Origin of the sequence: Mesorhizobium sp. L103C131B0, from assembly GCF_000502275.1 — a bacterium.
GTDB lineage: Bacteria > Pseudomonadota > Alphaproteobacteria > Rhizobiales > Rhizobiaceae > Mesorhizobium.
On the sequence record NZ_AYXC01000004.1, the window covers coordinates 1 to 24586 of the forward strand.

The 24586-nt window shown below is 60.6% G+C and carries 13 protein-coding genes; 4 read left to right on the top strand and 9 right to left on the bottom strand.

Translation table 11 applies throughout. From position 1 onward, the window contains the following. Positions 1-230: 230 nt before the first annotated feature. From X730_RS154935 to htpG, 3 genes are all read left to right on the top strand, one after another. On the top strand, positions 231-587 hold the full coding sequence (locus X730_RS154935; RefSeq protein WP_023826018.1) for a hypothetical protein: 357 nt from the start codon (positions 231-233) through the stop codon (positions 585-587). Positions 588-1922: 1335 nt separating this feature from the next. Beyond that, the gene (locus X730_RS1000000167450; RefSeq protein WP_155922424.1) at positions 1923-2102 is read left to right on the top strand and encodes a hypothetical protein; all 180 of its coding nucleotides are present in this window, start codon (positions 1923-1925) and stop codon (positions 2100-2102) included. A gap of 62 nt (positions 2103-2164) precedes the next feature. Next, entirely contained in the window at positions 2165-4051 is a 1887-nt protein-coding gene (gene htpG / locus X730_RS154925) for a molecular chaperone HtpG (protein WP_023826021.1), read from the top strand. A gap of 205 nt (positions 4052-4256) precedes the next feature. Here htpG and X730_RS154920 read toward each other — a convergent pair whose 3' ends face one another. Beyond that, positions 4257-4607 (bottom strand): hypothetical protein, encoded by a 351-nt coding sequence (locus tag X730_RS154920; RefSeq protein ID WP_245261332.1) that lies wholly within the window; start codon positions 4605-4607, stop codon positions 4257-4259. 1277 nt (positions 4608-5884) lie between these two features. Between X730_RS154920 and X730_RS1000000168125 the strand changes: the two genes are divergently transcribed. Next, on the top strand, positions 5885-6226 hold the full coding sequence (locus X730_RS1000000168125; protein WP_023826025.1) for an HPF/RaiA family ribosome-associated protein: 342 nt from the start codon (positions 5885-5887) through the stop codon (positions 6224-6226). A gap of 698 nt (positions 6227-6924) precedes the next feature. Here X730_RS1000000168125 and X730_RS154905 read toward each other — a convergent pair. The 8 genes from X730_RS154905 to X730_RS154870 form a co-directional block, all read right to left on the bottom strand. After that, entirely contained in the window at positions 6925-7365 is a 441-nt protein-coding gene (locus X730_RS154905) for a response regulator (RefSeq protein ID WP_081731541.1), read from the bottom strand. Positions 7366-8602: 1237 nt separating this feature from the next. Next, on the bottom strand, positions 8603-11248 hold the full coding sequence (gene treY / locus X730_RS154900) for a malto-oligosyltrehalose synthase (protein ID WP_023826029.1): 2646 nt from the start codon (positions 11246-11248) through the stop codon (positions 8603-8605). Next, entirely contained in the window at positions 11245-13122 is a 1878-nt protein-coding gene (malQ, locus tag X730_RS154895) for a 4-alpha-glucanotransferase (RefSeq protein ID WP_023826030.1), read from the bottom strand. Before malQ ends, treY begins: the two co-directional genes overlap by 4 nt. Continuing rightward, a complete protein-coding gene (gene treZ, locus X730_RS154890; protein ID WP_023826031.1) occupies positions 13119-14972 on the bottom strand; it encodes a malto-oligosyltrehalose trehalohydrolase in 1854 nt (617 codons plus the stop codon). Before treZ ends, malQ begins: the two co-directional genes overlap by 4 nt. Then, positions 14969-17053, bottom strand: a complete 2085-nt coding sequence (gene glgX, locus X730_RS154885) for a glycogen debranching protein GlgX (RefSeq protein WP_023826032.1) — start codon at positions 17051-17053, stop codon at positions 14969-14971. Before glgX ends, treZ begins: the two co-directional genes overlap by 4 nt. Beyond that, the gene (gene glgB, locus X730_RS154880; RefSeq protein ID WP_155922426.1) at positions 17043-19223 is read right to left on the bottom strand and encodes a 1,4-alpha-glucan branching protein GlgB; all 2181 of its coding nucleotides are present in this window, start codon (positions 19221-19223) and stop codon (positions 17043-17045) included. Before glgB ends, glgX begins: the two co-directional genes overlap by 11 nt. 20 nt (positions 19224-19243) lie before the next feature. After that, positions 19244-22537, bottom strand: coding sequence for a maltose alpha-D-glucosyltransferase (treS, locus tag X730_RS154875; RefSeq protein ID WP_031196767.1), 3294 nt, complete (start codon positions 22535-22537; stop codon positions 19244-19246). Beyond that, on the bottom strand, positions 22534-24549 hold the full coding sequence (locus X730_RS154870) for an alpha-1,4-glucan--maltose-1-phosphate maltosyltransferase (protein ID WP_081731542.1): 2016 nt from the start codon (positions 24547-24549) through the stop codon (positions 22534-22536). Before X730_RS154870 ends, treS begins: the two co-directional genes overlap by 4 nt. Between the last annotated feature and the right edge of the window lie 37 nt (positions 24550-24586).

Here is a 24586-nt window from a genome sequence, read left to right on the forward strand (position 1 = left end):
TTCATGACCTTCTCCGCTTGAGCCGTCCGTCGCCAGCATCGAACCGTGCTGGAACTTGATTGTTCCCTCCACCGAACCGACAGCCAGGAACATTCCACGGAAGCCGCTGTTAGGTTCCGCGCGGCCAACCCTGCGCGGCTGAGGATCGACGTCCATGCTGGCGATAATTGCTGCGACCCTGGTTCTGACGACGGTGGAGCCGGAGTTGGCAAACGAAAAGGAGACCTGACATGCCAAAGCGAAACGAAACCTCGCATTCGAGAGAAAGTGACTTCGCCAATGATGAATCCATTCGCCCGGAGGATGCCGCCGTGTTGGAGAGCCCCGTGGGCCACGAAGACAGGCACGGCGCAGAGCCAGGTTTCGTGGGAGCCGACGATGTCGACCAGCCGATCGGCGCAAGGCCCCGAAGCGATATTACCGGTCGTCACGACGAAGGAGCCGGCGCCAATGAGACGATCGACGGCTTAAGCGAAACCGAGGAACTGACCCGCAGTTACGCCGAGGACATACCGACCGGTGACAATGATGAGGACGAGGAAGACATTCCTGTCTTTGAAAGAGGCCGAAGCAGCACCGATCTCTGAGCGGCGCCAAGTTTGAACCCACGGTGAGGAACATGACAATGAGCACATTCGGACTTCGGATTGTGTCTTTGGGGCTCGGGCTTTTTTTGGGACTGGGGGCCTCGCTGATTTTGGGCGCTCAGGCCTCTGCGCAGACCAGTCAGCCGGCTCAACAATCCAGCGACTCATCGCAAACAGGCAAGCACGATCGTCTGCCGGCGCAAGGATCGTCGCCGACCGCCAAGGATGATGTNGGCGACTCATCGCAAACAGGCAAGCACGATCGTCTGCCGGCGCAAGGATCGTCGCCGACCGCCAAGGATGATGTCGGCGTTGACGTCTCGCTCGGCCGGCCGGAGGTGAAGCAACAGGTTGCAAGGCACCTGGGGGTGGCTGAGACCGAGGTACCACTGGCGGTTCATGTGCCGATCGCGCTCGCTTCGCAAGTCTGCCGGCAAGAGGTATTTGCCGCCCGCGCCAATGTAAACCGAAGCTGCACCGCGACGAAGTTCATTCCGGAAATCGCCGAGGCGGCACGNATTTGCCGCCCGCGCCAATGTAAACCGAAGCTGCACCGCGACGAAGTTCATTCCGGAAATCGCCGAGGCGGCACGCAACCATCCACAAACCTCCGCGGTACCCGAGCAGTAGCACCGAAATGTCCGAACCCGGCGCGACGGCCCCGCCATGAACAGGCCATTGGTCGAGACGGTCTGGCATGATTGACGGGAGGTGGCCGCCCGCCGCCGTCGCGCGCCAGCCGGCCACATGGCCCCATTTGCCGAGACAAAGCCCGGGCCATGCTTCGTCGAGAGCTCTTCGCGCAAATGGTGGGTAGGTTAGGCGGGGCGCGCCGTTCCCAGTTAGAAAGCCGTTGCACAACCGCTTGAGATCGCCGGCCTGGGCACTCGAACCGCCGCACCATTTGCGACGCATCACAATAAGGATCACGTCGAAGACCGCTTGGGTACTCACTTACCGAAATGGTGCCCGCCTTCCCGTTCGGGGAGATTCTGGCGATTCGACGATCGTACCATGCCCTCGATTCCGGCTTGGTCGATCAGTGGAAGATGGCCTTGGCATCTCCCGGCAGGGACTGGCTGAACCGGATGCGGTCATCAGGAAAGATGAGGCCTTCCGGGATTTTGCGTCGGTCTTCGATATCCATGTCCCGCAGATCCTAGCCGCTGAGGTGAAGGTCGAAGGCGGCAGAAAAAGAGGTCGTGCTGTCGCCCGTCATGGCCTTGCGCAAGGCCCGACAGTCCGAAGGCCGGCTTCGTTAGAACGATGGTCAAACATGGAAGGCGGTGCTGGGGCCAGGCCTGCGATGCCCTGCTGCGGCCAGAGGCCGCGCGCATGACCCTCGTCGCTTTTGCAGGCCGCAATGATGTCCTGGTGCCGAACACGATCTCAGCTACACGGGTACTGCATCGGCGGGCCGTGCCTTACGAGCGGGCGGATCTGGAAGGCTCTCCAGCCCTTGGCTATATTGTTCTCGAGGAAGCCGGGCAGTTGAGCGCGTCTGCGGACAAGTGACGTGCAACAGCGTCGGGAACCTGACTGCAATTTGAACACGAACGAGATTTGGAAATTTCGAGATGACGACTGATACCACGGCGACTGAAACCAGGACATTCGAAGCGGACGTCTCCCGGCTGCTGCACATGATGGTGCATTCCGTCTATTCCGATAAGGACGTCTTCCTGCGCGAGCTGATTTCCAACGCCGCCGACGCTTGCGAGAAGCTGCGCTTCGAAGCCGTCAGCCGCCCCGAATTGCTGGGGGACGACCCCAAGCCGCGAATTACGATTTCGGCTGACGCGGACAACAAGCAGATCACCGTCGAGGACAACGGCATCGGCATGAGCCGCGGCGACATGGCCGAGGCGCTCGGCACGATCGCCCGCTCGGGCACGCGCGCCTTCATCGAGCGCGCCGGCGAAGGCACAGAAGACACGCAGCTGATCGGCCAGTTCGGCGTCGGCTTCTACTCCGCCTTCATGGTCGCCGAACGGGTCGATGTCATCAGCCGCCTGGCCGGCAGCGAAGAGGCCTGGCGCTGGTCCTCCGACGGCAAGGGTTCCTACGAAATCGCGCCGGTCCCGCTGGAAGCCCCGCCCAAGCGGGGCACCCGCGTCGTGCTGCATCTGCTGGATGACGCCGTCTCCTACGCCGGCTCCTATCGGCTCGAGCAACTGGCCAAGTCGCAATCGGGCCATGTGCCGGTGCCAATTACCCTCATAGAAAAACCCGGCGCCGAGCCGCGCGATATCGCTGATGGAACGGCACTCTGGGTGAGGCCAAAGAGCGAAATTAAGCCGGAGGAATACACCGACTTCTACCGTGGCATGTCAGGCCAGTATGATGATCCCGCTGCCACCATCCATTTCCGTGCCGAAGGCCGGCAGGAATATTCGGTGCTGGCCTTCGTGCCCGGCTCGCGCCCGTTCGATCTGTTCGACCAGGATCGCAAGGGCCGCATGAAGCTCTATGTGCGCCGCGTCTTCATCACTGACGATGCCGACCTTCTGCCGCGTTATCTGCGTTTCGTGCGTGGGCTGGTCGATTCCGCCGATCTGCCGCTCAACGTTTCGCGCGAGATGATCCAGGAAAGCCGGCTGCTGGCCTCCATGCGCAAGGGCCTGACCAACCGGGTTCTGGCCGACCTCGCCAAGCTGGCGGAGAACGAAGCCGAGGCCTATGTCAAGATATGGGAGAATTTCGGCGTCGTCCTCAAGGAAGGCCTCTACGATGACCATGAGCGGCGCGAGCAATTGCTGAAGCTCGCCCGCTTCCACTCGACCACGTCGGGCGAAGGCTGGCGCGGCCTTGCCGATTATGTCGCAGCAATGAAAGAGGGCCAGAAGGCGATCTTCTTCATGGCCGGCGACGACCGCGCCCGGCTCGAAGCCTCGCCGCAACTCGAAGGCTTCAAGGCGCGCGGCATCGAAGCACTGCTGCTCACCGATCCGGTCGACAGTTTCTGGGTGACGATGGCGCCGGAGTTCGACGGCAAGCCGTTCAAGTCCGTGACTCAGGGCGCGGCCGAACTTTCCGATATTCCTTTGCTCGATAATGCCGCCAAGCCAGACGTCGAAATTTCATCGGAAATCGCGACGTTCCTTGCCTTCGTGAAAACGGCGCTCGGCGATGCTGTCTCCGACGTGAAAGCCTCCGACCGCCTGACCGAAAGCGCTGTCTGCCTGGTGGCACCCGAACAGGGCCCCGATCGCCAGTTTGAACGGCTGCTCAATGCAGCCGGCCGTCTTGACAAGGCCGCCAAGCCTGTCCTGGAAATCAATCCGCGACACGAGCGGATCGCAGCCTTGGCGAAACTCGGCAAAGAGAAGCAGGCGTTCAAGGAGGATGTGGCGCACCTCCTCTATGACGAAGCGCGCGTGCTCGACGGCGACAAGCCAGTGAATGCCAAAATCTTCTCAGAACGTCTGGCGCGCATCATCGCTCAGGGTCTGTCTCAAAGTTAATCGAGCAGGGCGGCTGCTGACAATAACCGAACTCGCGATGACTACCGGTTACATGTCAAGCGCAAATACCGGCCAGCCGCCTTCCTGTCGGGGGTGGCGACCTCGTCGAGGTGGTGCTGATTGGGGGACTACCTATCCGATGAAGCTGTGGCCAGTGTATCGTCGAGCTGGCGAGCAACTACTTGCCCCCGCCGACCCGGCCGCTTCAATCGAGGGTGCCGGACTTTCGCAGTTTCGCCAGAAGCCTGGCCGCGGCCCCGCTGTAGCTGATAGACGACTGTTCGACCATGCTCAGTGAGCACCAGGCGGCTATTTCGGTAATCAAGTCGTCACATCCATCCAAGGTCGCGGAAACGAGATGTCCGTCTCTGCCCATGACGATCGCAACTGTAACTCCGGCACCGTATCCGATCGCCGCTATTCTTTGAAATTGCTGGTCGCCATCGACACGGACGTCGAACAGCACCGAGCCGGCGGTCTTTTCGGCCGCGTCTTGCACCCGATCCCAAAACGGGCGGGTTATGCCGTCTACAGTGGAGAGCGATTGCTCAAACAAGACGAGTTCAACGTACCGCGCATTCATGACGCGACTATGAGCGCGCCGAAGCAGTCGGCAATCCGCCGTCACCATTTTCACACAGAAAAGCGAAGGTGGGAGGGCGATCGGCCGTATGGTCCCGAGGTGCTTCCCGGCGGCGGGACAGCAGGCCGCGACCGCCGGCACGGTTGCCGTTCACAGTCAGCCTTGGTTACTGGGTGCCCCAGGATGAGTGGCATTTGCAAACGTGGATAGCTTCCAACCGCTTTCACTTGCAAAGCCGCGTTTGACGCAAACTGGTCTGGCCAGAAGCGGCGTTGCAGAGGGTTCACGGGATTTTCCGTTGTGCGTTTGTCTGCCGGCGGCGCCATTGTCTGTTGTCGGTGGCGAGGCCGCTATCACGTTCTGAGGGCGCTAGCGCTGGAGTGCCTTCGACGGTGAAAACGATTCCGGCGTCTTCAAACGCCTTGCGGATGGCCGCGAGGTTGTGGGGACGTGATTTCCTGAATGCGCTGATCACAATCTCGCTAAGATTGGCCTTTGCGGCAAGTCGCACACGCGACCAGTTCAGTAAGGCTCGTGCTGCGTTGGATTGATCTGCTGAGAGTGGGCTTCGGCTGTCCATAGGCAGTCGAACCTTCAATTTCGCTGAAATGTTCCTCTAGGCGTTCTGCGGCTGTTAGGGGTCTTGGAAAAGCAGCAGCAGGACCAGCAGAGCCTGCCCGACGAGACAAAACGATAGATAAATCGAAATGATGATCATGGCCGGATCACCAAGGTGAAAACGTGCAATCATGTTCTCCGTTTCTGGCATCTCAACGATCGGCCAGAAGCATCTAGGCTCCAACGTGTTATCATTGTCTGGAGCCACCTGGCGCCGGCGNGGCATCTCAACGATCGGCCAGAAGCATCTAGGCTCCAACGTGTTATCATTGTCTGGAGCCACCTGGCGCCGGCGCGGTTCGGCGATGTCGTTGGCAAGCAGAGGGGAGTCCACTAGGTTTGCCTCCGCCCATCTTGCAACCTCGGCAATTTCATTTTTCACGGCGGAATCCTCAGCAACGGCCGCCCTAACTTTGAACGCCACATTAGGTTCCGCTAAAATTGAGCGGCTACCGGCGTCGGATCTGGCCTTGCGGACTAATCACTTGATACCCGCGGAGGGTGGTTTCACCATCACGGGCAATTGCACCTGGTCGATAGTTTCGCCTGCATCCATCAGCGAGCGCATCATGCCGCCGGAACAATTCGCGCCTTCGGCAATTTGGACCAGCAAACAGAGGCGGAGGTCAGCGATGCTGGTTCAAGTCAACTCGGACAACACGATTACGGGCACGGCGGAGTTGACCGACCGGCTGGATGCCAGGCTTCAGCACGATCTGGCGCGCTTTGCGGACCGGATCACGACCTTGGAAGTGAACTTCAGCGACGAGAGCGCAAGAGAGGGCCGGGCTCACGGCGTGCAATGCTCAATCGAGGCTCGAATTGCCAACCGCCAGGCCGAAGCGGTCAGCGACAGCGGGCAGAACGTCGAGCAGGCCTTGACCGGAGCCGTCGCCAAGCTGAGGCGCAGCCTCGACCGCACGGTCGGCCGCGACAAGGACCACAAGGGCGGCGCCTCGATTCGCCGGCCCTGATCGCCGACCGGAGGCTACGATGCCAGCGATCTATCCCCGCCATCGAAACAGTCTCGCCCTTAGCGAAAGAGAATAGTATCCAACGATCGCCCTGCAACACAAGCCCGCTGGCCTGTCGGCGGGCATTTTCATTTGCTGTGGGAACAACGCGTAGATGGAAAAGTTGGTCCACCGCAGCGCTCGGTGGATGCCTTACCGCTTCCGACCGACGGCAAACGGTCGGGCCCGCGCTTTCCTTCCTGGTGTGGCGCGGGCCGCTTCGGATCCGAAATGCCTCAATCGCGCGACGAGCCTGCTGCCCTCCCCGGCGCGAGCCGGAATGCACAATGATTGCGGATGTAAAATAGCGGCCTTTGGGAAAGCCATGACAAACTGCTCAGGCGGCACGTCGAGGAACTCGCAGTTCTTTCCGCTGGCCAGAACCAGACGGAGAGAACCTTGGTGTTCGGGTCACAGTCGAACTTGCGTATGGAAGTCGATGGCATGGGGTACCATTCAAAAACTCGGCTAGCCGAGTTGGATCGCCAACTACAGGCTGAAACTCTATTCGAACATGTGGCCGCGCTTTTCGTCGGCAACCCTGATCCAGATCGGTTCGCTAGTGGATTGGATAACAAGCACGCGCGAAGACGCCCCATGCCCCGTGAACGTCTATCCATACGGCGTCCAGTTCGCATGCCTAAATCACCATTGGTATGTCAGACGTGCCTCTCGGCGTCAGGACAGAGATCAATCGCGCTGTGACCAGAGTTCCTGGATCGTAAGCTCCAAACACCTTGCAGTCGCCTAATATGGTCCACTACGTTGGCCGGCTCATACGGCTTCGCAAGGTGCGGGCCTTCCTGACAAAGGTCGCCCGCCGCGATCGCAGTTCGTTCTACTGCGGCGGAAAGCACTATTTTGACCTCGGGCTTGTTCTCGCGAACCCACTTCGACAGTTGGAACCCGTTCATGTTGCCCGGCAGGTCAACGTCACACAAGACGGTGTCGACACCGNCATAGTTCAACGCTTGTTGCGCCTCACGTGCGAAATGGGCCTCAATCACCCTGTAGCCACAGTGGCGGAGATAGCCCGCGATGACGCATCGGGTGATGACGTCGCCGTCAACCACGAGGATCGGACGGAGAACGGTCAGCAACCGGCAGGGTTCCACGCATCATGACTCAGCATCGACATCGAGAACGGCTCGGCGTCGCGATGCGCCTTTAGCTCTTGACCGCCGTTCAAGCTGCCCGGCGCAGTTCTTGTCCTTGACATTTCCCCCGCGCGGCTCTTGTGACAATGCAACGCCGAAAGGCAGCATGGTTCGCGTGGTGTAGTCGATCAGCCATCCGCGCCGGTGTTGACCACGATGGCTGTTGTCGCCTTCGGGCGAGGCAAGCGCGGCATCTGCACGGAGGTCTCGACCGCTACGAGATGCTGCAGCGAGAATTGCCGCTCACTCACGTTCTCGAACGTAAGGTTCGCTGGGCCGCGGAAACCGGCTCGGCCTTTGTTCGCGACCGCCCTGCCCCGTCACAACTCTCGCTCGACCGAATTGGACAGAGGGCCTTTCCTAGCGTTGGATGGGCCTGTCAGGCCTCCACCTCGATGTTGAGGCGATCGAGGCTCGGATATGGCGCGAAGGATGTCAGCGCGGCCCGCAGCCAAATGGAGCTGCGCGCCGACGGATCATGGTAATTCGAGGACGCCGTTCTCAGCTGCACGGCGCGCGGCCTGGGCACAATGTCAAGCCGTAGCAGCATTGCCGCTGCATTCCTTTGTTCAACGATCCTGCGCAGCAATCCTACGAAACGCGCCAAGGAGACACTCAAGTTTCACCACTCGGCTCTTGCGCCGTCGGCTTGGCCGCCGCCGACTTCGAGTTCAGTCGCTTTTGTCTTAGCCTAGCCGTCTTGGCCTCGCGTTCCTTGCGCTCGTTTTCAGCGATCTGTCGTGCAGCGGTGGCTGTAAGCTCCCGCCTTTCCCGATTCTGCTCGTTACTGGGCATAGTTCGCCTGAGGTTGCGGTCCGCGCGATGCGGCCGATGTTCAAGTGGATTACTGCCGCATGCGACCCGGTACTCGGAGTCTGCACACTAAACTCGAGGCGTCGAACCTCTGCAGAAGCCGAATGTTCCTGCTGCGGGATCCAAATAGCGTCGCAGAGGTGGGCGTATAGCTGCGATGCAGCTGCAGATTTGAACAGATGGCGCCTTATCGAAACGTCGCACCCGAGGGAAGTCCCTCCAGACCGAACGGCTTGCGCCGTTGCCATTTTCCGCGCTCAGCACCCCTGGCCCGTGACGACGCCGGCTTCGCGCACGTTCTCGTAGGCGGGGACTCGAGGACGAGGTAAGAAAAGGACTCTTGCAGTTGACGCTGGGGAGCGAAGGCTCATACGAGCATAGCCACCGGACACTGTTCCAGGACCGAAGCGGCGGAAAGTGCCCCCGTTGACACAGACCCGGTGAACAGATTTGTCATTCTGGTGCGAGCCGCGCCGGCGGGACGGCGAATTTCGGTGTCTCCCCAGAAGGCTGCATCCGCGAATGGACCATTCTGACATGCGGCGAACATCAGCCGAGGCACGATTACGATCACCGTCTGCTCACCGAGATTGCGTGCAAAAGCGAAGAGATGCCCGTTTCTCTGGCCGGTCACTTCGACAGGCACATAAGAGCCGCGGGCAAACAATTCTTGGTGGCGGGCGCGGAACGTCAGCACCGTGTTGACCAGCGCCTGTTTGCTCGCCTCAAGGCTGCTGCTCGCAAGCGGCCGCGACTGAGCTTCAAACAGCTGTCGATCGAGCGCCGGGAAGTCCACGCTACGGCGATTGTCCGGGTCCACCAGGCTCAGGTCCCAACTTTCGGCGCCCTGGTAAAAGTCGGGAATCCCGGGGGCCGTCATTTTGACCAGCGTTTGTGCGAGGCTGTTAAGAACGCCGGCCCGGATGAACGGTTGGAGCGTCGCGGCAAAGTCGCTCAGGAAACCGCTGTTGTCGGAGGCCAACAGCTTGGTCGCGTACTGTTTGACTGCACTCTCGTAAGCCTCGTTGACATTTGCCCAGTCCGTCCGCAACTTCGCCTCTCGAAGCGCTTTTTCAACGAAAACGACAAAGCGTCTCGAGAGTTCGCCGAGCTCGCGAGGCCTCAAGGCCTCATCGCCGATTGGCCAAATTCCAGCCAGGGATTGATACAACAGCCACTCCGTATCGGGCTCTGGCGCCGGACCGTCCGGCAGGTGCTTGACCTCCCTGGCATGCATGCCCCGCCACCGCGCAACGGCCTTCGCCCAGACCTCCGGCGCTTCGCTCACCGCATAAAGGCGCGCACGCGCGTCCTCGCCGCGCTTGGTGTCGTGGGTTGCTGTGGCAAGCAATCCGCCTGGCGGAAATTGCTCCGGCATTGAGAGCCGCCTGTGCGTCTCCTCGAGCGAACCGGCGACGTTTGCCGGGTCGCACCCGACCTCATTTACCGCAATCAGTCTGTTACAGCGATAGAAAACAGTGTCTTCAACCGCCTTTGCAGTCACCGGCCCTGTTAGTTGTTGGAAGCGTCTCCTGAAGCTGGCGGCCGCCGCCAAGCCAGGCACGGGCACCGCTCCCTCGAGCAGACGCTGGATGAACGCCAGGGGCTCGGCGAGATCTTGACTGCTCGAGCGCCGCGCGTCGGCCATCACCCGCGCCAAGAGTTCGCGATCACGCTCAGGCAACCCGTCATCGGTGCCGTACGTGCGGTAGACCGGAAAGGCTGCGACCAGTTCGATGAGCGCCGCCCGGATCGCTTCTGCGCCAGGAGCGGCCGCCATGACACCGGCCGCGCTCTGCGCTACGCCTACGAGCGCCGTCAGTTCCGTCTGGAAATTGTCGGAGACCATCAGCCGTTTCGCGGCCCGTATCTCTTCTGGAAAATTCTGCCTCGCCGAATGCAAGGCGTAGACCTCGTCGAGTCCTGCCAAACCTTTGCGATCGACCGAAATGTCGGCCATGCTGGCGATGAACTCGTAGCCCGTGGTGCCGGCAACTGGCCAGTTGGCCGGCAGGTTTTCGTTCCTGGCAAGAATTTTCTCGACCACAAGAAGCATGTCCGGCCCTCCCTCGAGCCGGAGCCGCTCTAGATAGGCCGCGGGGTCGGCAAGCCCATCGATATGGTCGATACGCAGGCCGTCCACCAAGCCCGATTTGACGAGCTCGAGAGTGAGACGGTGAACATCGTCGAAAATGCGCGGCTCTTCCACCCTGACGCCGACCAGTCCGGTGACCTCGAAGAAGCGCCTGTAGCTGAGGTGCTTGCGAGCGTCCTTCCAGAAGATGAGCCGCCACGGCTGCGAGCCATGGGCGGCATCGAGAACGTGTACATCCCTGGACAGGTTTTTCAGTTCCTGTTCGAGCTCGGCCGCCTGTTCCATGTCAGCCAACGATCGGCAAATTTCCTTGTGGAAGGCTGCACTCTGCTCGGCCGATGCCTTGCCGGCACTTGCCATTATTTGCGTTGCAAGTTCACCCTTCAGACCTGACAGCACCATCCCATAGCTCGATGGCGTAAGCGGCAACAGGTTGTCGAAATAGGCAAGCGACAGTCCGCCGTGCCGGCGGTCGAGTTGAAGGGACAGCTCGCCCGCTGTCAGCACATCCTCATAAGGTCGGCCCAGGACAGGCAGCGTCAGCCGCTCCCGCCAGTCTATGTCGAAATGACGGTGGTACGGGCTCTGCCTCCCCCACTCGACCACATCTCTCCACCAGGCATTTTCAAGTGAAGCCGCCATGTGGTTGGGCACGATGTCCAGCAAAAGCCCCATTCCCGCTCCTTTCAACGCGGCAATAAGGCGTTCCAAACCCGATCTTCCCCCGAGGGCCGGCTCGATCTCATTGTGATCGGTCACATCGTAGCCGTGAGTCGAATTCGGTGCTGCCGTGAATACAGGCGAGGCATAAAGGTGACTGATCCCGAGCCGCTGCAGATACGGCACCAGTTCGACCGCTCGGTCGAAGTCCATGCCGTTTCGAAACTGCAGACGGTAAGTTGCGTAAGGCGTCTTCATGCTGGTCTCGGTCTTTCGGCGGCCATGGCGTCGGTGATGGAGCGGAAGAGTTCCGTCGAGGCAAGATCTTCCAGCGACACGGACGATTTGATCCGCCAGTTCGGATAGCTATCGACGGTGCCGGGCAAATTGGTCTGGCGACTCTCGCCTGTAAGATCACTGAGGCGAGCGCTGGCGAGCACGCTAGGCGTACCCGCGATGAAGCGGTGGGCGGCCACCGCAAAAATTGGGGGGAACGCGGAGGGTTCGCTAGAACCACACTGCGTAGGGGAAAGATCTCTTTGCCGCAGCAAGCCGTTTTCTTGGAAGGTGGTGATCAGTTCGCGGCGCTCGCGTGCCCTTTCCTCGCGCTGCGCAACGGCAGCTTGCTGTCCTATCAGTTCGTACTTCAGCCGCAACTCGATGTCGTCGCCGCGCCACCATCCGCCCAGGGTGGGCATGTCATGCGTGGATACGCAAGCCAATGCCAGCCTGGGATAGTCGCCCGGGTCGATAAAGCTGGAACCCGCTTTTTCGAAGTAGAGGATGCGGTATGACAATATCCTCGCCGCGCGCATGACTTCCCTGAAACCAGGTGGCACGATCCCGAGATCTTCGCCGATCACAATCGTGCGAAACAGCAACGATTGCTCCGCCAGGATCGCCAGAAGCTGCTCCAGCGGGTAGCGGACATAAGCTCCCTCCGCCGTAGGGCTGCCCTCAGGCACGAAGAAAAGCTGCCAGAGCGACATCGCATGGTCTATACGCAAAGCACCGGCATTTCGCATCAGAGCCTGGTTGGTCCGCCTGAAGGCGTCGCATGCGGAGCGCTCCATGGTGATCGGCGACACCGGCGCAAGCCCCCAGTCCTGGCCGGTGGCGCTGAACATATCGGGTGGCGCACCGATGCTCATCCCCGCAACCGAAAGCTCCCGGTCGGTCCAATTGCCGGATCCGTCACCAACCTCGCCCACCGCGAAGTCGAGGTAGATACCGATCCTCATGCCAGCTTGGCGGGCAATTGAGGCGCATTGCGTGAGCTGTGCGTCGGCGATCCACTGCAGCCAGGTATGGAAGGAGACTTCGTCGCGGTTCTCACGAGCAAAGCGACGCACCGAAGCACTGTCAGGGCGATGGAATTCGCGCGGCCACCCGGTCCACCCACTGCCGCGGTTGGCAGCGACCATGCTGAGGCTAAGCGCTTCGAAAACCGCGTGGCATTGCAGCGACGCGCCATGACGATCGCGAAATTCCACAAAATCCTGCTGCGAAAAAGGCGGGAGCCCAGGTTGCGTGGCTTTCCATCGCCGCCATAGGTCACGCAGGACCCTGATCTTCAGCTCTGCAACGCCAACGTAGTCGACCGCAGGCAGTTCCCGAAGAGAAGCCGTCGCCGCTTCATCCTTGTCTTGAGACGCATATCCCGGCACCTGGTCGACCGCTATGTAGAGGGGATTGAGGAACAGCCGGTTGGAAGGTGAGAACGGACTGCACCGCGCGGGGTCTGAAACAAACAGGGCGTGTAGCGGATTGGTGCCGACAAAGTCGGCACCCGCAGCTGCCGCGATCTGGCACATAAGCGCGAGGTCGGCGAAGTCGCCTATGCCCCAGTTGCGGCGCGAGCGAAGTTCGTACAGCTGGACGGATATTCCCCACGCGCGACCCTGCTCCAACCAAGAGGGCAAATAGCACTCCGCGTCATCGGCTGGGCGCAGCACGGGCGGTTCGCGATCCTGGGATCGGCTTAACGAGGCGGCAATCGCCTCCTGTGAGCTTGCGTCAACGCCCAGTGCCGCCAGGATTTTGGATATCGATCCGGACGTTTCGGCTCTTTGCTTATCATAAGGATCGACTCCGTAGCGTCGAGCCAGTTCATCCAGGCCAGCGAGCATCATGAGCTGGCGTCTTCCCCACGCGAAGTCCGCGCGACAACGATCGACAGAGGAAGCAGCGAGCCTTGCGTGAGCAATTCGGCGGCATCGCTGGGCTGGGCGAAAATAACAACGTGTCCCGCGCCCGGCAACGCACGCTCTTGCGCCGAAAAATTGGCGCGAAGCGACAGGGTTTCATCTCCGAATGACCAATCGACCGCGATCGCACCATCGGGTGTGGCGAGGACCTCTCCTGCGCCGCCAGTCCCGGTCAGCAGCGGCACGATCGCGCTGCGGCGCAGCGACAGAAGCCGGCGTGTAAATTCCAGCGACCCCGCCCCTGACCCGTGCACCTTATCCCAGTCGAGCCTGGAGCATTCGAATGTAGAGGCGTCGTTGGGATCAGGAATCTGCTCGGCGCCGCCGCCCCTGAAGGCTGCAAATCTAGCGAACTCGCGGCGTCGCCCTTCACGCACAGCGTCGGCCAGCGCGCCCTTGTAGTCCGTGAAGAAAAGGAAAGGGTTGGTCTCACCCCACTCCTCGCCCATGAACATAAGCGGGATGTGTGGTGACAGCAGAAGCATCGCGCCAAGCACTTTGCGCATCCCCTCGCCGCTCAGCACCGAAAGCCGTTCTCCTTTTGCCCGGTTGCCGACCTGGTCATGGTTTTGCAGGAAATCGATAAAGGCTGTCGTCGGCTGTTGGCCGCTTGGCACGCCACGCGGACCGCCGCCGGTGTGCTTTGACGGCTCACCTTGGTAGGCAAAACCTTCGGCAAGCACCCGACCTAGGTGCCGCACCGGCTGATCCGCGAAGTCCTCGTAGTAGCCGTCGGTTTCGCCAGTCGCTACGACATGGGCGGCGTTGTGGAAGTCGTCGTTCCACTCGCCGGTGAATTTCAAGACCCTGCCACGCTCGTCGCGCTCATGCAGATAAACGACGTTCCTGTTGTCTTCGGTGCTCAGGTGGATTTGGCGTTGCGGGAATTCCTCCCGGATCCGTTGAGCGATCTCGACCAGGATCTCTTTGGCTGAGTTCGGATCCTTGATCTGGTCGATGGCATCGAAGCGAAGACCATCAAGATGGAATTCTTCAAGCCAGTAGAGCGCATTCTCGGTGAAGAACTGCCTTACCTGCTCCCTCTCATAGGCAATGGCAGCTCCCCATGGAGTGTGGCGCGATGGATCGAAGAAGTCCGGGGCCAACAGGGGCAGATAATTGCCCTCCGGTCCGAAGTGATTGTAGACCACGTCCAGGAACACCATCAGTCCGTGGCCATGAGCTGCGTCGATGAAGGCCTTCATGGCATCGGGAGATCCATAGGCCGGGTGCGGCGCGTAGATAAGCACCCCGTCATACCCCCACCCCCGCTGACCGGCGAAATGCGCAACCGGCATGATTTCGATGGCCGTGATGCCAAGGTCAGCCAGGTGTTGTAGGCGTGCTGCCGCCGCGGCAAAGGTCCCCTGCGGGGTGAAGGTGCCGACATGCAGTTCGTATATGACGGCGCTTTCCCAAGCCCGCCCCGCCCAGTCGGCATCGCTCCAGCTGTAGCTCGTCGGGTCAACGACCAGGGATGGGCCGTGGACGTCGCCGGCCTGGGCGCGAGAGGCCGGATCGGGAACACGGCGCCCATCCGGCAGAACAAAGCAATAAGCCGCGCCAACCGGCACTCCGGTCGCCAGGAGTTCGAACCAGCCTTCTGCATCCCGTGACATGGGGGTTTCGACATCGTCCAGCCTGAGCATGAGCGTCTCGGCCCCGGGCGCCCACACGCGAAATCTCACCTCGCCGGCACGTACAAACTCCGAGCCCCAGGCCTTTGGAAAAGCGCGCGCTTCCCTTGTGTCCAGCGATGACCGGGGAATGCTCATGAGCGGCTCTCCAACAAGCCAAGGCTGCGGGCGCCCAACAGATAGGTGTCCTGTTGCGCAGACTCGACACCCCGCTCGCTTGCAATCCCCAGCCCGGTGTCGATCAAGACCGTCCAGTTTGCCGCCAGACTTTCGGCGAGACGGAACTGTACGTCCTGATGATGAGCGTTCAACAAGACCATCATTTGCTCCTTGCTGCCGCGCAGGAGCATTCCCACGCAGCGCGTGTCAGGCTGTTGCCAGTCGGCCGTCGTCATTTCCTCCCCGTCAGGACGCAGCCATTTGACGTGGAGCAGATCGGTGGCACGAGCGGCGTCGGCATGCAGGTAATATGGCTGACGTAACAATGGTCTGGAACGCCGGATCCGAATAAGTGCAGCCATGTACTCCTTGAAAGCACCGTCGCGATCGGCAATCCCACTCCACCGGAACCAGTTCATGTCGTTGTCCTGGCAATAGGAATTGTTGTTGCCGGACTGGCTGCGCCCGATTTCGTCGCCCATCAGGATCATTGGCGTGCCTTGTGACACAAGCAGGGTGGCCGCCAGGCTGCGGCGCATCCGGTCGCGCAAGTCGAGCACCCCCGCATCCTCGGTCGGACCTTCGACGCCGCAGTTCCAGCTCAGATTGTTGGAATGGCCGTCGCGATTTTCCTCGCCATTGGCTTCATTGTGTTTGTCATTGAAACCGACGACATCGGCGAGCGTGAAGCCGTCGTGTGCGGTGACGAAGTTGACCGTTGCCCATGGCCGTCTTCCACGTTTGTCAAAGCGATCCGAGGAGCCCAGCAGTTTGCTTGCCAGATCAGGCAAGCGGCCTTCGTCCCCCTTCCAATAGGCTCGGTTCGTGTCGCGATAGCTGTCGTTCCACTCCGCCCAACCGGGCGGGAAATTGCCGACTTGGTACCCGTCGGGGCCTGTGTCCCACGGTTCCGCAATCAGCTTCACTCTCTGCAGCACAGGATCTTGGCGGACCGCTTCGAAGAAGACCGCATGATGGTCGAACGTGGAGCGGTCACGCCCGAGCGTGCTTGCCAGATCAAACCGGAAGCCGTCGACATGACAGTCGTCTGCCCAGTAGCGCAGCGAATCCATGACCATCTGCAAAACGCGCGGATGGCGCAAGTTGACGTTGTTGCCGCATCCGGTCGTATCGAAGTAGTAGCGAGGATCATCCCCAAGCACATAGTAGCTGGCGTTGTCGATGCCGCGGAAGGACAGCGTCGGCCCCATGTGGTTACCCTCGGCCGTGTGATTATAAACGACATCCATTATGACCTCGATGCCGGCCTCGTGCAGGCGGCGGACCAGCAGCTTGAATTCGTGAATGCCGCTGCCGGGCGAAATGTAGCGGGCCGCAGGAGCGAAAAAGCCGATCGTGTTGTACCCCCAGTAGTTGGTCAGTCCACGCTGGATCAGATGGCGGTCGTCGAAGAAGGACTGGATCGGCATCAGTTCGACTGCGGTGATACCCAGTTTGACGAGATGATCGACCACACGCGGATCGGCCAGACCTGCGAACGTGCCCCGCAGCTGCGGCGGAAGGCGCTCATCCAATGCCGTCATGCCTTTTACATGGGCCTCGTAAATCACGGTTTGCGCCCACCCCGTGCAAGGCTGCCGGTCAGCTCCCCAGGTCACCGCCGGATCGACCACGACGCATTTGGGCATCACGAAGGCGGAGTCCCGGCGGTCAAAGGACAGGTCCTCGCGGTTGCTGCCCACTCGGTATCCGAAGGCCGAGTCGTGCCAACGCATGTCGCCGTTCAGTTGCAAGGCGTATGGGTCGAGCAGCAGCTTGTTGGGGTTGAAGCGGTGACCTGCTTGCGGTTCATAGGGTCCATGAACCCTGTAGCCATAGAACTGTCCTGGCCGCACGTCGGGAAAGTATCCGTGCCAGACCTCGTCCGTGTATTCAGGCAAGGCGATGCGCTCTAGTTCGCGCCGGCCGCTGCGGTCGAACAGGCAGAGTTCGACCCGGGTGGCATTGGCCGAAAACAGGGCAAAGTTAACGCCCGAACCATCCCAATGGGCGCCAAGTGGGTAGGGCATGCCAGACAAAACACGCGAGTCAGTTTTCATGGTTCCTGGGTTCTGGCTCTAGATAGACTGTTGCAAGGGGCGGCAGGGTCAACGACAATGAGAACGGCTGGTTGTGCCAGCTTCCTGGCGAGGCATCGGCAACCCCTGTCACAACGCCCGAGCCGCCATAGGTTCCCGCATCGCTGTTGATTATCTCGCGCCAGCGCCCGCCCATCGGAACACCCACCGTGTAGCCTTGGCGCACCACCGGCGTCATGTTGGAAACCACCAGAACCACTTCGTTCGCGGCTTTGCGGATGAAGGAATAAACGCTGTTCTCGGTGTCGTCGGCCTCTATCCATTCAAAGCCGGCGGGATCGGTGTCGCGTTCATGCAGCGCGGCAAGCGAACGGTAGACGCCGTTCAGATCGCGCACCAGTCGTTGCAGACCCGCTTGCAACGGATCATCGAGCAGGTGCCAGTCCAACGACCGATCGTGGTTCCACTCGCGTTCCTGGCCAAACTCGCCACCCATGAAGAGCAGTTTCTTGCCTGGGTGTCCCCACATGAAGCCGAAATAGGCGCGCAAATTGGCGAACTTCTGCCAACGGTCGCCGGGCATCTTGCCGAGCAGTGAACCCTTTCCGTGGACCACCTCGTCGTGCGACAGCGGCAGCACGAAGTTTTCGGACCAGGCGTATACCAGCCCGAAGGTCATCTTATGGTGGTGATATTTTCGGTAGACTGGGTCGAGGCTCATATAGGCCAGCGTGTCGTGCATCCAGCCCATGTTCCATTTGTAGGCGAAGCCCAGGCCGCCCTGCTCCGTCGGCGCGCTGACATGCGGCCAGGCCGTCGATTCTTCAGCGATGGTGACGGCACCGTTTTGACCTTCGCCGATCAGGGCGTTGACCTCACGCAGGAACGCGACGGCATCGAGGTTCTCGTTGCCCCCGTAGCGATTGGGCAGCCACTCGCCAGGCTTTCGGCTGTAGTCGAGGTAAAGCATCGAGGCCACCGCATCAACGCGCAGGGCGTCGACATGAAGATGCTCGATCCAGTACAGGGCGCTTGCCTTGAGGAAGTTCGCCACCTCAAGCCGTCCAAAATTGTAGATCAGCGTGTTCCAGTCATGGTGGAATCCGAGGCGGGGATCCTCGTGCTCGTAAAGCGCGGTTCCGTCGAAGCGGACCAGACCGTGGGCGTCAGATGGAAAATGCGCCGGGACCCAGTCGATGATCACCCCGATGCCGGCGCCATGAAGGCGGTCGACCAGCGACGCGAACCCTTCTGGCGGGCCGAAGCGGCGGGTGGGAGCAAACAGGCCGATAGGCTGGTAGCCCCATGAGCCGGAGAAGGGGTGTTCAGTCACCGGCATCAGTTCGACATGAGTGAAGCCCATGTCGAGCACGTAAGTGACCAGGGATTGCGCAAGGGCGTCATAGTCCAGGATTTCTCCGCCCAAGCCCCGACGCCAGCTCCCCAGATGTACCTCGTAGATAGATATCGGAGCGGCGCGCGACTGTCTGGCCGATCGCACGGACAGCCAGTCTTGGTCGTTCCATTGGTGGCGGACCGGTCCACGCACGATCGAGGCGGTTTCCGGGGGTGCCTGCTGGGCAAATGACAGCGGGTCCGCCTTGAGCGGGAGCACCTCGCCATGAACACCCACGATCTCGTATTTGTATAGTTCGCCGCACTTTAGACCGGGCAGGAAAAGCTCCCATAGACCGGCGCCGATGCGCTTGCGCATCGGGTGCCGGCGCCCGTCCCAGGCGTTGAAATCGCCTACCACGCTGACCCGCCTGGCGTTAGGCGCCCAAACACAGAAAACGACGCCCTCGACACCCTCATGTTGGATCGGCTGAGCTCCAAGCTTGTGATAGAGTTCGAGATGCCGCCCTTCGGCAACCAGATAGTCATCAAGCTCGCCCAGTACCGGCGGGAAACTGTAAGGATCGTCTATCTCCCAAGATTGAGCTCCAGCCGACAGCCTCAGCCTGTAGGAGAATGGGTCGGTTCGGTTCGGCACGACACCGGAAAAGAACCCCTCCGGATGCACCCGTTCCAGGGCAGCCACCGCGGCCCCGGTTTCGTCGATCACCGTTACCTCGGCCGCTGGAGGGATAAACGCGTTCACACGCACCGGTCCTGCGCCCTTCGCGTGCATGCCAAGGACGGCAAAGGGGTTGCCGTGCCTGCCGCGCACGATGGCTTCGATGTCCGACATGGAGGTGGCGAATGGCAAGATCACGGCTCCTGGCCGATGAGTTCCAGAAGCCCGTGCAGTGCGATCCCGACCCATGCCGGTCGGTTTGCGAGTTCGTAGTCGACCTCGTAAGCAGCCTTCTGGATCAGGAACAGGCGGAGGAGCGCGTCAGCTTCCGCGCGGTCATCTGGCACCGTCGGACAGCCAGCGATGTGGCGGAAATAGGCACCGAGGAAATCGGCCTGAGTAGCATCGCGCCATTGCCGTGCCCGGGCAATGATCGCGTCGCTTGACGCTGCCTGGATCCCCTCACCGTCGCGGCTTGCCGCTGCAGCGGCGTAGTCGAGCGACCGCAGCATCCCTGCCACGTCTCGCAATGGTGAAAACTTGCCGCGCCTTTCGTCAAGCGATCGCCGCGGCTCCCCTTCGAAGTCAATGATGAAGACGTCGTTTTTAACAATCAACACCTGCCCCAAATGAAAGTCGCCATGGATGCGGGAGCGAAAACCGGAAGGCCGCATGCGCGACACCATCCTCAGATGCTGATGCAGTCGCTCGCCCAGGTCCAGCGCCGCTTTTGCCATCTCGGCGGGCTCGTCGGTAAGCGAGTCCAGGCTGGCACTCAAATGAGCCATCATAGCCTCGACCTCTTTGCCGGTAACGGCAACCCAGTCCTCCAGGTCAGCGGCGGTTACTGGCTCGATCTTGAAAGCTGGATCATCCGTTTCAGCCGCAAGCGCCCTGTGAAGTTCCGCCGCCCGCTGCCCAAGAACTTCTCCCAGGGCCAGCGGCAACGGAAATGACGACATGGCGCCCTGCACATCTGCATCATGATCGGCCAATGCCCGGTCCCCGGCATCTCGCCGTAGCCCCGTGGTAACAGCATCCCAGGCGTCGCCTTGATTGCGGACGAAGGCAAAGGCGGCCGCAATCGTGGTAGCCTCCCCGGCTGCAGGTCGATGCTCGATGCGCCCGAGATAGGCAGGGGTGTTTTCAAAATGGGCTACTTCTGTAAGGAATCGTGCAACCTCCACATCGGGCTGGACCCCTGCTCTCAGCCGGCGGTAGACCTTGAGGATGACCGTGTCGCCGAAGGCCACCGAGACATTGCTTTGTTCCACGCCAAGCCAATGCGGCTGGCCGACCGGAGCCAGACCCTCCATCATCTCGCCCGGCATGAAGGCGATGTCGCCGTCGGCAGCCTCGACCGTTTTCTGGGCGCGCAGCATGTCGAGCAGGCATGTCGCGAGGCCCTCATCGAAGGCGCCATCTACCAAGGCGCCAACCTTGGGGCCGCGGCGCAGCTTGGCAATCGTGTAAGAGAGTTTTGGTGCGCCGAATGCCAGGTTGTCCTCGCCCCAGCGCGCGCTCAATGGCAGGAGATACCGCTGCTGGGGGCCGTGATCGAATTCCACGTCTATGGTGCTCAGCAAATGCTGGCCATCCTCGAATGTAGCCAGCGGCTGCAGCGTGATGCGTTGCACCTTTCTGTCTTTGGCTCCGAACCAGCGCTGCAGCCCAAGGAATTCGGGCAGGACCTTCCCGTCAAATTGGCGGGCATCGCGTCCTGCCACGGCTGAATCCACACGACCGGTGCGGGTGGTCAGCGTTACAAGTTCCGGCATGACATCGGGAACCTCCAGATGCCATTTCGGCGCGGTGCTCTCTTCGGAAAGGCGAAACCAAAAGAAGCCATAGCCCGCCAATGTGAGCAGGTAAGGAAGCTCGCCCACCGGGGGAAACGCCGCCAGCCCCTTCATCTCGATGGGAACGGTCCCCTTCCAGGGCGACAGGTCCAGTTCAACCGCTTGCGCCGCTTGCGAGAGATTGGCCGCACAGAGGATTTTCTCGCCTGCATGCTCTCGCACATAGGCAACGATCTTGCGGTTTCGCGGATAGAGAAGCGTCATTGACCCGCGGCCGAAGGCGGTGTGCTGCTTGCGCACCTCGACCATCCTGCGCATCCAGTTGAGAAGCGAGGACTTGTCCCGGCTCTGGGTTTCAACGTTTATGGACTGATAGCCGTAGGTGGGATCCATGACTACGGGAAGATAAAGCTGCTGCGGATTTGCCCGGGAAAAACCGGCATTGCGGTCGGAGGACCACTGCATGGGCGTTCGAACGCCGTCGCGGTCGCCAAGATAGTAGTTGTCACCCATTCCGATCTCATCCCCATAATAGATGATGGGGGTGCCGGGCATCGATAGAAGCAATGAATTCATCAGCTCGATCTTGCGCCGGTCGTTCTGCATCAAGGGCGCAAGGCGCCGGCGTATACCGAGGTTGATACGAGCCCTTCCGTCCTCGGCATAAGTTCGCCACAGATAATCCCGCTCGCTGTCGGTGACCATCTCCAACGTCAACTCATCATGGTTGCGCAGGAAGATGCCCCACTGACAGATCGCGGGTATATCAGGCGTTTGCCGGACGATGTCGGTGATGGGATGGCGATCCTCTTGCGCAACCGCCATGTACATGCGTGGCATGAGGGGGAAGTTGAAGGCCATGTGGCACTCGTCGCCCTCGCCGAAATACGGGCGTGTGTCCTCGGGCCACTGGTTGGCTTCGGCCAGCAGCATGCGGTCAGGATAGTGGGCATCGAGTTCGGCGCGGATTTTCTTCAGGACGTCATGGGTCTCCGGCAGGTTCTCATTGTTGGTGCCCTCGCGCTCGACCAGATAAGGAATGGCGTCCAGGCGCAGGCCGTCCACGCCCATCTCCAGCCAGAAGTGCATGGTTTTGAGAACTTCGCGCAACACGCGCGGATTATCGAAGTTAAGATCCGGCTGATGAGAGTAGAAGCGGTGCCAATAGAAGGCTCCAGCGACGGGGTCCCATGTCCAATTCGACTTCTCGGTGTCCAGGAAGATGATGCGGGTTTCGGGGAACTTCGTGTCCGTCTCGCTCCAGACGTAGAAATCCCGCGCCGCCGAGCCCGGCTTGGAATGCCTTGCCCGCTGGAACCACGGGTGCTGGTCGGACGTATGATTGATGACCAATTCGGTGATGACCCGCAGACCTCGCCGATGCGCCTCGGCAACGAAGGCGCGGAATTGCGACATCGTCCCGTAGCTGGGATTTACGGTTTTGAAGTCGGCGATATCGTAGCCGTCATCGAGCAGCGGGGACGGGTAGAACGGCAGCAGCCAGATCGCCGTCGCCCCAAGTTCCTGTACGTGATCCAGACGCTGCATGAGGCCGGCAAAATCGCCGACGCCGTCATTGTCGGAGTCCTGGAATGCCTTGACATGGACCTGATAGATGATGGCGTCCTTGTACCAGTCAGGTTGCGACCGGTCGATCGTGGCGCCCGAGTGATGGGGAGTGCGTATCATGATCGCGGCGCTCCAGGCGGATAAAGGCGCCAGATCGCGTATGGCCGCTCGTGCGGTTCGAGCCGGATCCGGTGCCGCTTGCCATGCCAGGTGAAGTGGTTCCCGTGCAGCAGGTCTTCCACCTCTATCGAGGCTTCGTCGGCCAGGCCGAACTCCCAAAGCGGCACTTCAAAGTCGGCTTCTTGCGGCTGGTAGGGATCGAGGTTGACATGGAACAGCAGAAAGCTGTTCGCCGCTCTGTCGCTCTTCCCGTAGTAAAGAATGTTGTCATTCCAGGCATGGTAGAAGCGCAAGGATCCAAACGCGCGTAGGGCTGGATGCTCGCGGCGCAATCGGTTGATCAGGACGATGTCATCGCGGATGTTTCCTGGTTGATCCATGTCCCAGACGCGGATCTGGTACTTCTCCGAGTGGAGATATTCTTCCTTGCCTGGAACAGCGGCGGCCTCGCAAATCTCGAAGCCGTTATAGATCCCGTAGTTTCCAGCCAGCGTCGCTGCCAGCACAAGGCGCGTGCGAAATCCTGGCCTGCCACTTTGCTGAAGATAAAGAGGATTGATGTCGGGTGTGTTGGCAAAGAAGTTCGGCCTCATCACATTGCGAGCGTCGCCAGCTGTGAGTTCGCTCAGATAGTCCTCCAACTCGCGTTTGGTGTTGCGCCAGGTGAAGTAGGAGTAGGACTGACTGAAGCCGAGCTTGGCCAGGCGCATCATCACCTTGGGCCTGGTGAATGCCTCGGCCAGAAAGATCGTTGCGGGCTCAATTGCGCGAACCTCGCCGATCAACCACTCCCAGAACGGAAATGGTTTGGTGTGCGGATTGTCCACCCGAAAGATCCTGACGCCATGGCTGATCCAAAACAGCACGACATCTCGCAGTTGATACCAAAGGCCAGGTATCGCACCGCGGTAGAAATGGACGTTGACGATGTCTTCGTATTTCTTGGGAGGGTTCTCGGCGAATTTCAGGCTTCCGTCGGGTCGCCAGTCGAACCATTCCGGATGCTGCTTGATCCAGGGGTGATCGGGTGAACACTGGATCGCAAAATCCAGTGCAATTTCGAGTCCCAGCTCGCTAGCGACGCTCACCAGGCGGTCAAAATCGGCAAGCGTTCCAAGTTCGGGATGAATTGCGTCGTGTCCGCCCTCCTCCGAACCGATGGCGTAGGGACTGCCGGGGTCGGACGGGCCGGCAGCCAACGTGTTGTTGGGACCTTTCCGGTTGGTCAGGCCGATCGGGTGGATCGGCGGGAAGTATAGCACGTCGAAGCCCAGATCGCGGACATAACGCAGGCGTTCGATCACGTCGGCCAGTGTGCCGTGGCGCGACGGGTCGCTCGTTTGGGAACGCGGCATCAATTCATACCAGGCACTGAACGCCGCCGCTGGCCTGTCGACCCAAACATCGATCACGTGATGCGAGCGGCTGAGGTTGGTTCTTGGCCCGGCCGCCTTCATCTGGTGCCCGGTCCGGGGCGACAGCAAAATCTCGGCGAGCTCGTTGTCACGGGTTGCTGCAGCGAGCTGACCACAAAGCTCTGCCAGACCCGGGTGGGTTTTGGCCGCGCTTTGCGCTGCCTCGACGAGTTGACGGCCTTCCTCCAACTCAAGGGAAACTGGCTGACCAGCGGCAATCTTCTTCTTGGTGTCCCTGCGCCATGTGGAAAAGAGATCGCGCCAGGCGATAAGCGAAATCTGCCAAGGTCCAATATCGCCAAAGGTGACGACGCCCTGCCACCGGTCATTTTCTGTGAAGCTCAAAGGTGCTTCCGACCAGTCATGACCGCCGCGTTTGCACCACTGGATGGCAGCGTCGATGATGTCATGGCCGTCGCCGAAAATATCGGCCTCGACAAGGAAAGGCGTCCCCGCAATTGCCTTCGCCGCAAAGCGTCCACCGTCGATCTCGGCAGAAATGCCCTCAATGGCGATGCGGTCCTGCGCCAATGCTCTCAGTCGGTTGAGCGCCGTGTCCTGCTCGGCATGAAGCTTGTCGACGTCCACGTTCAGCATCAAGCAGTCACCGGCAGGCAAACCATGCCGCCGGCTG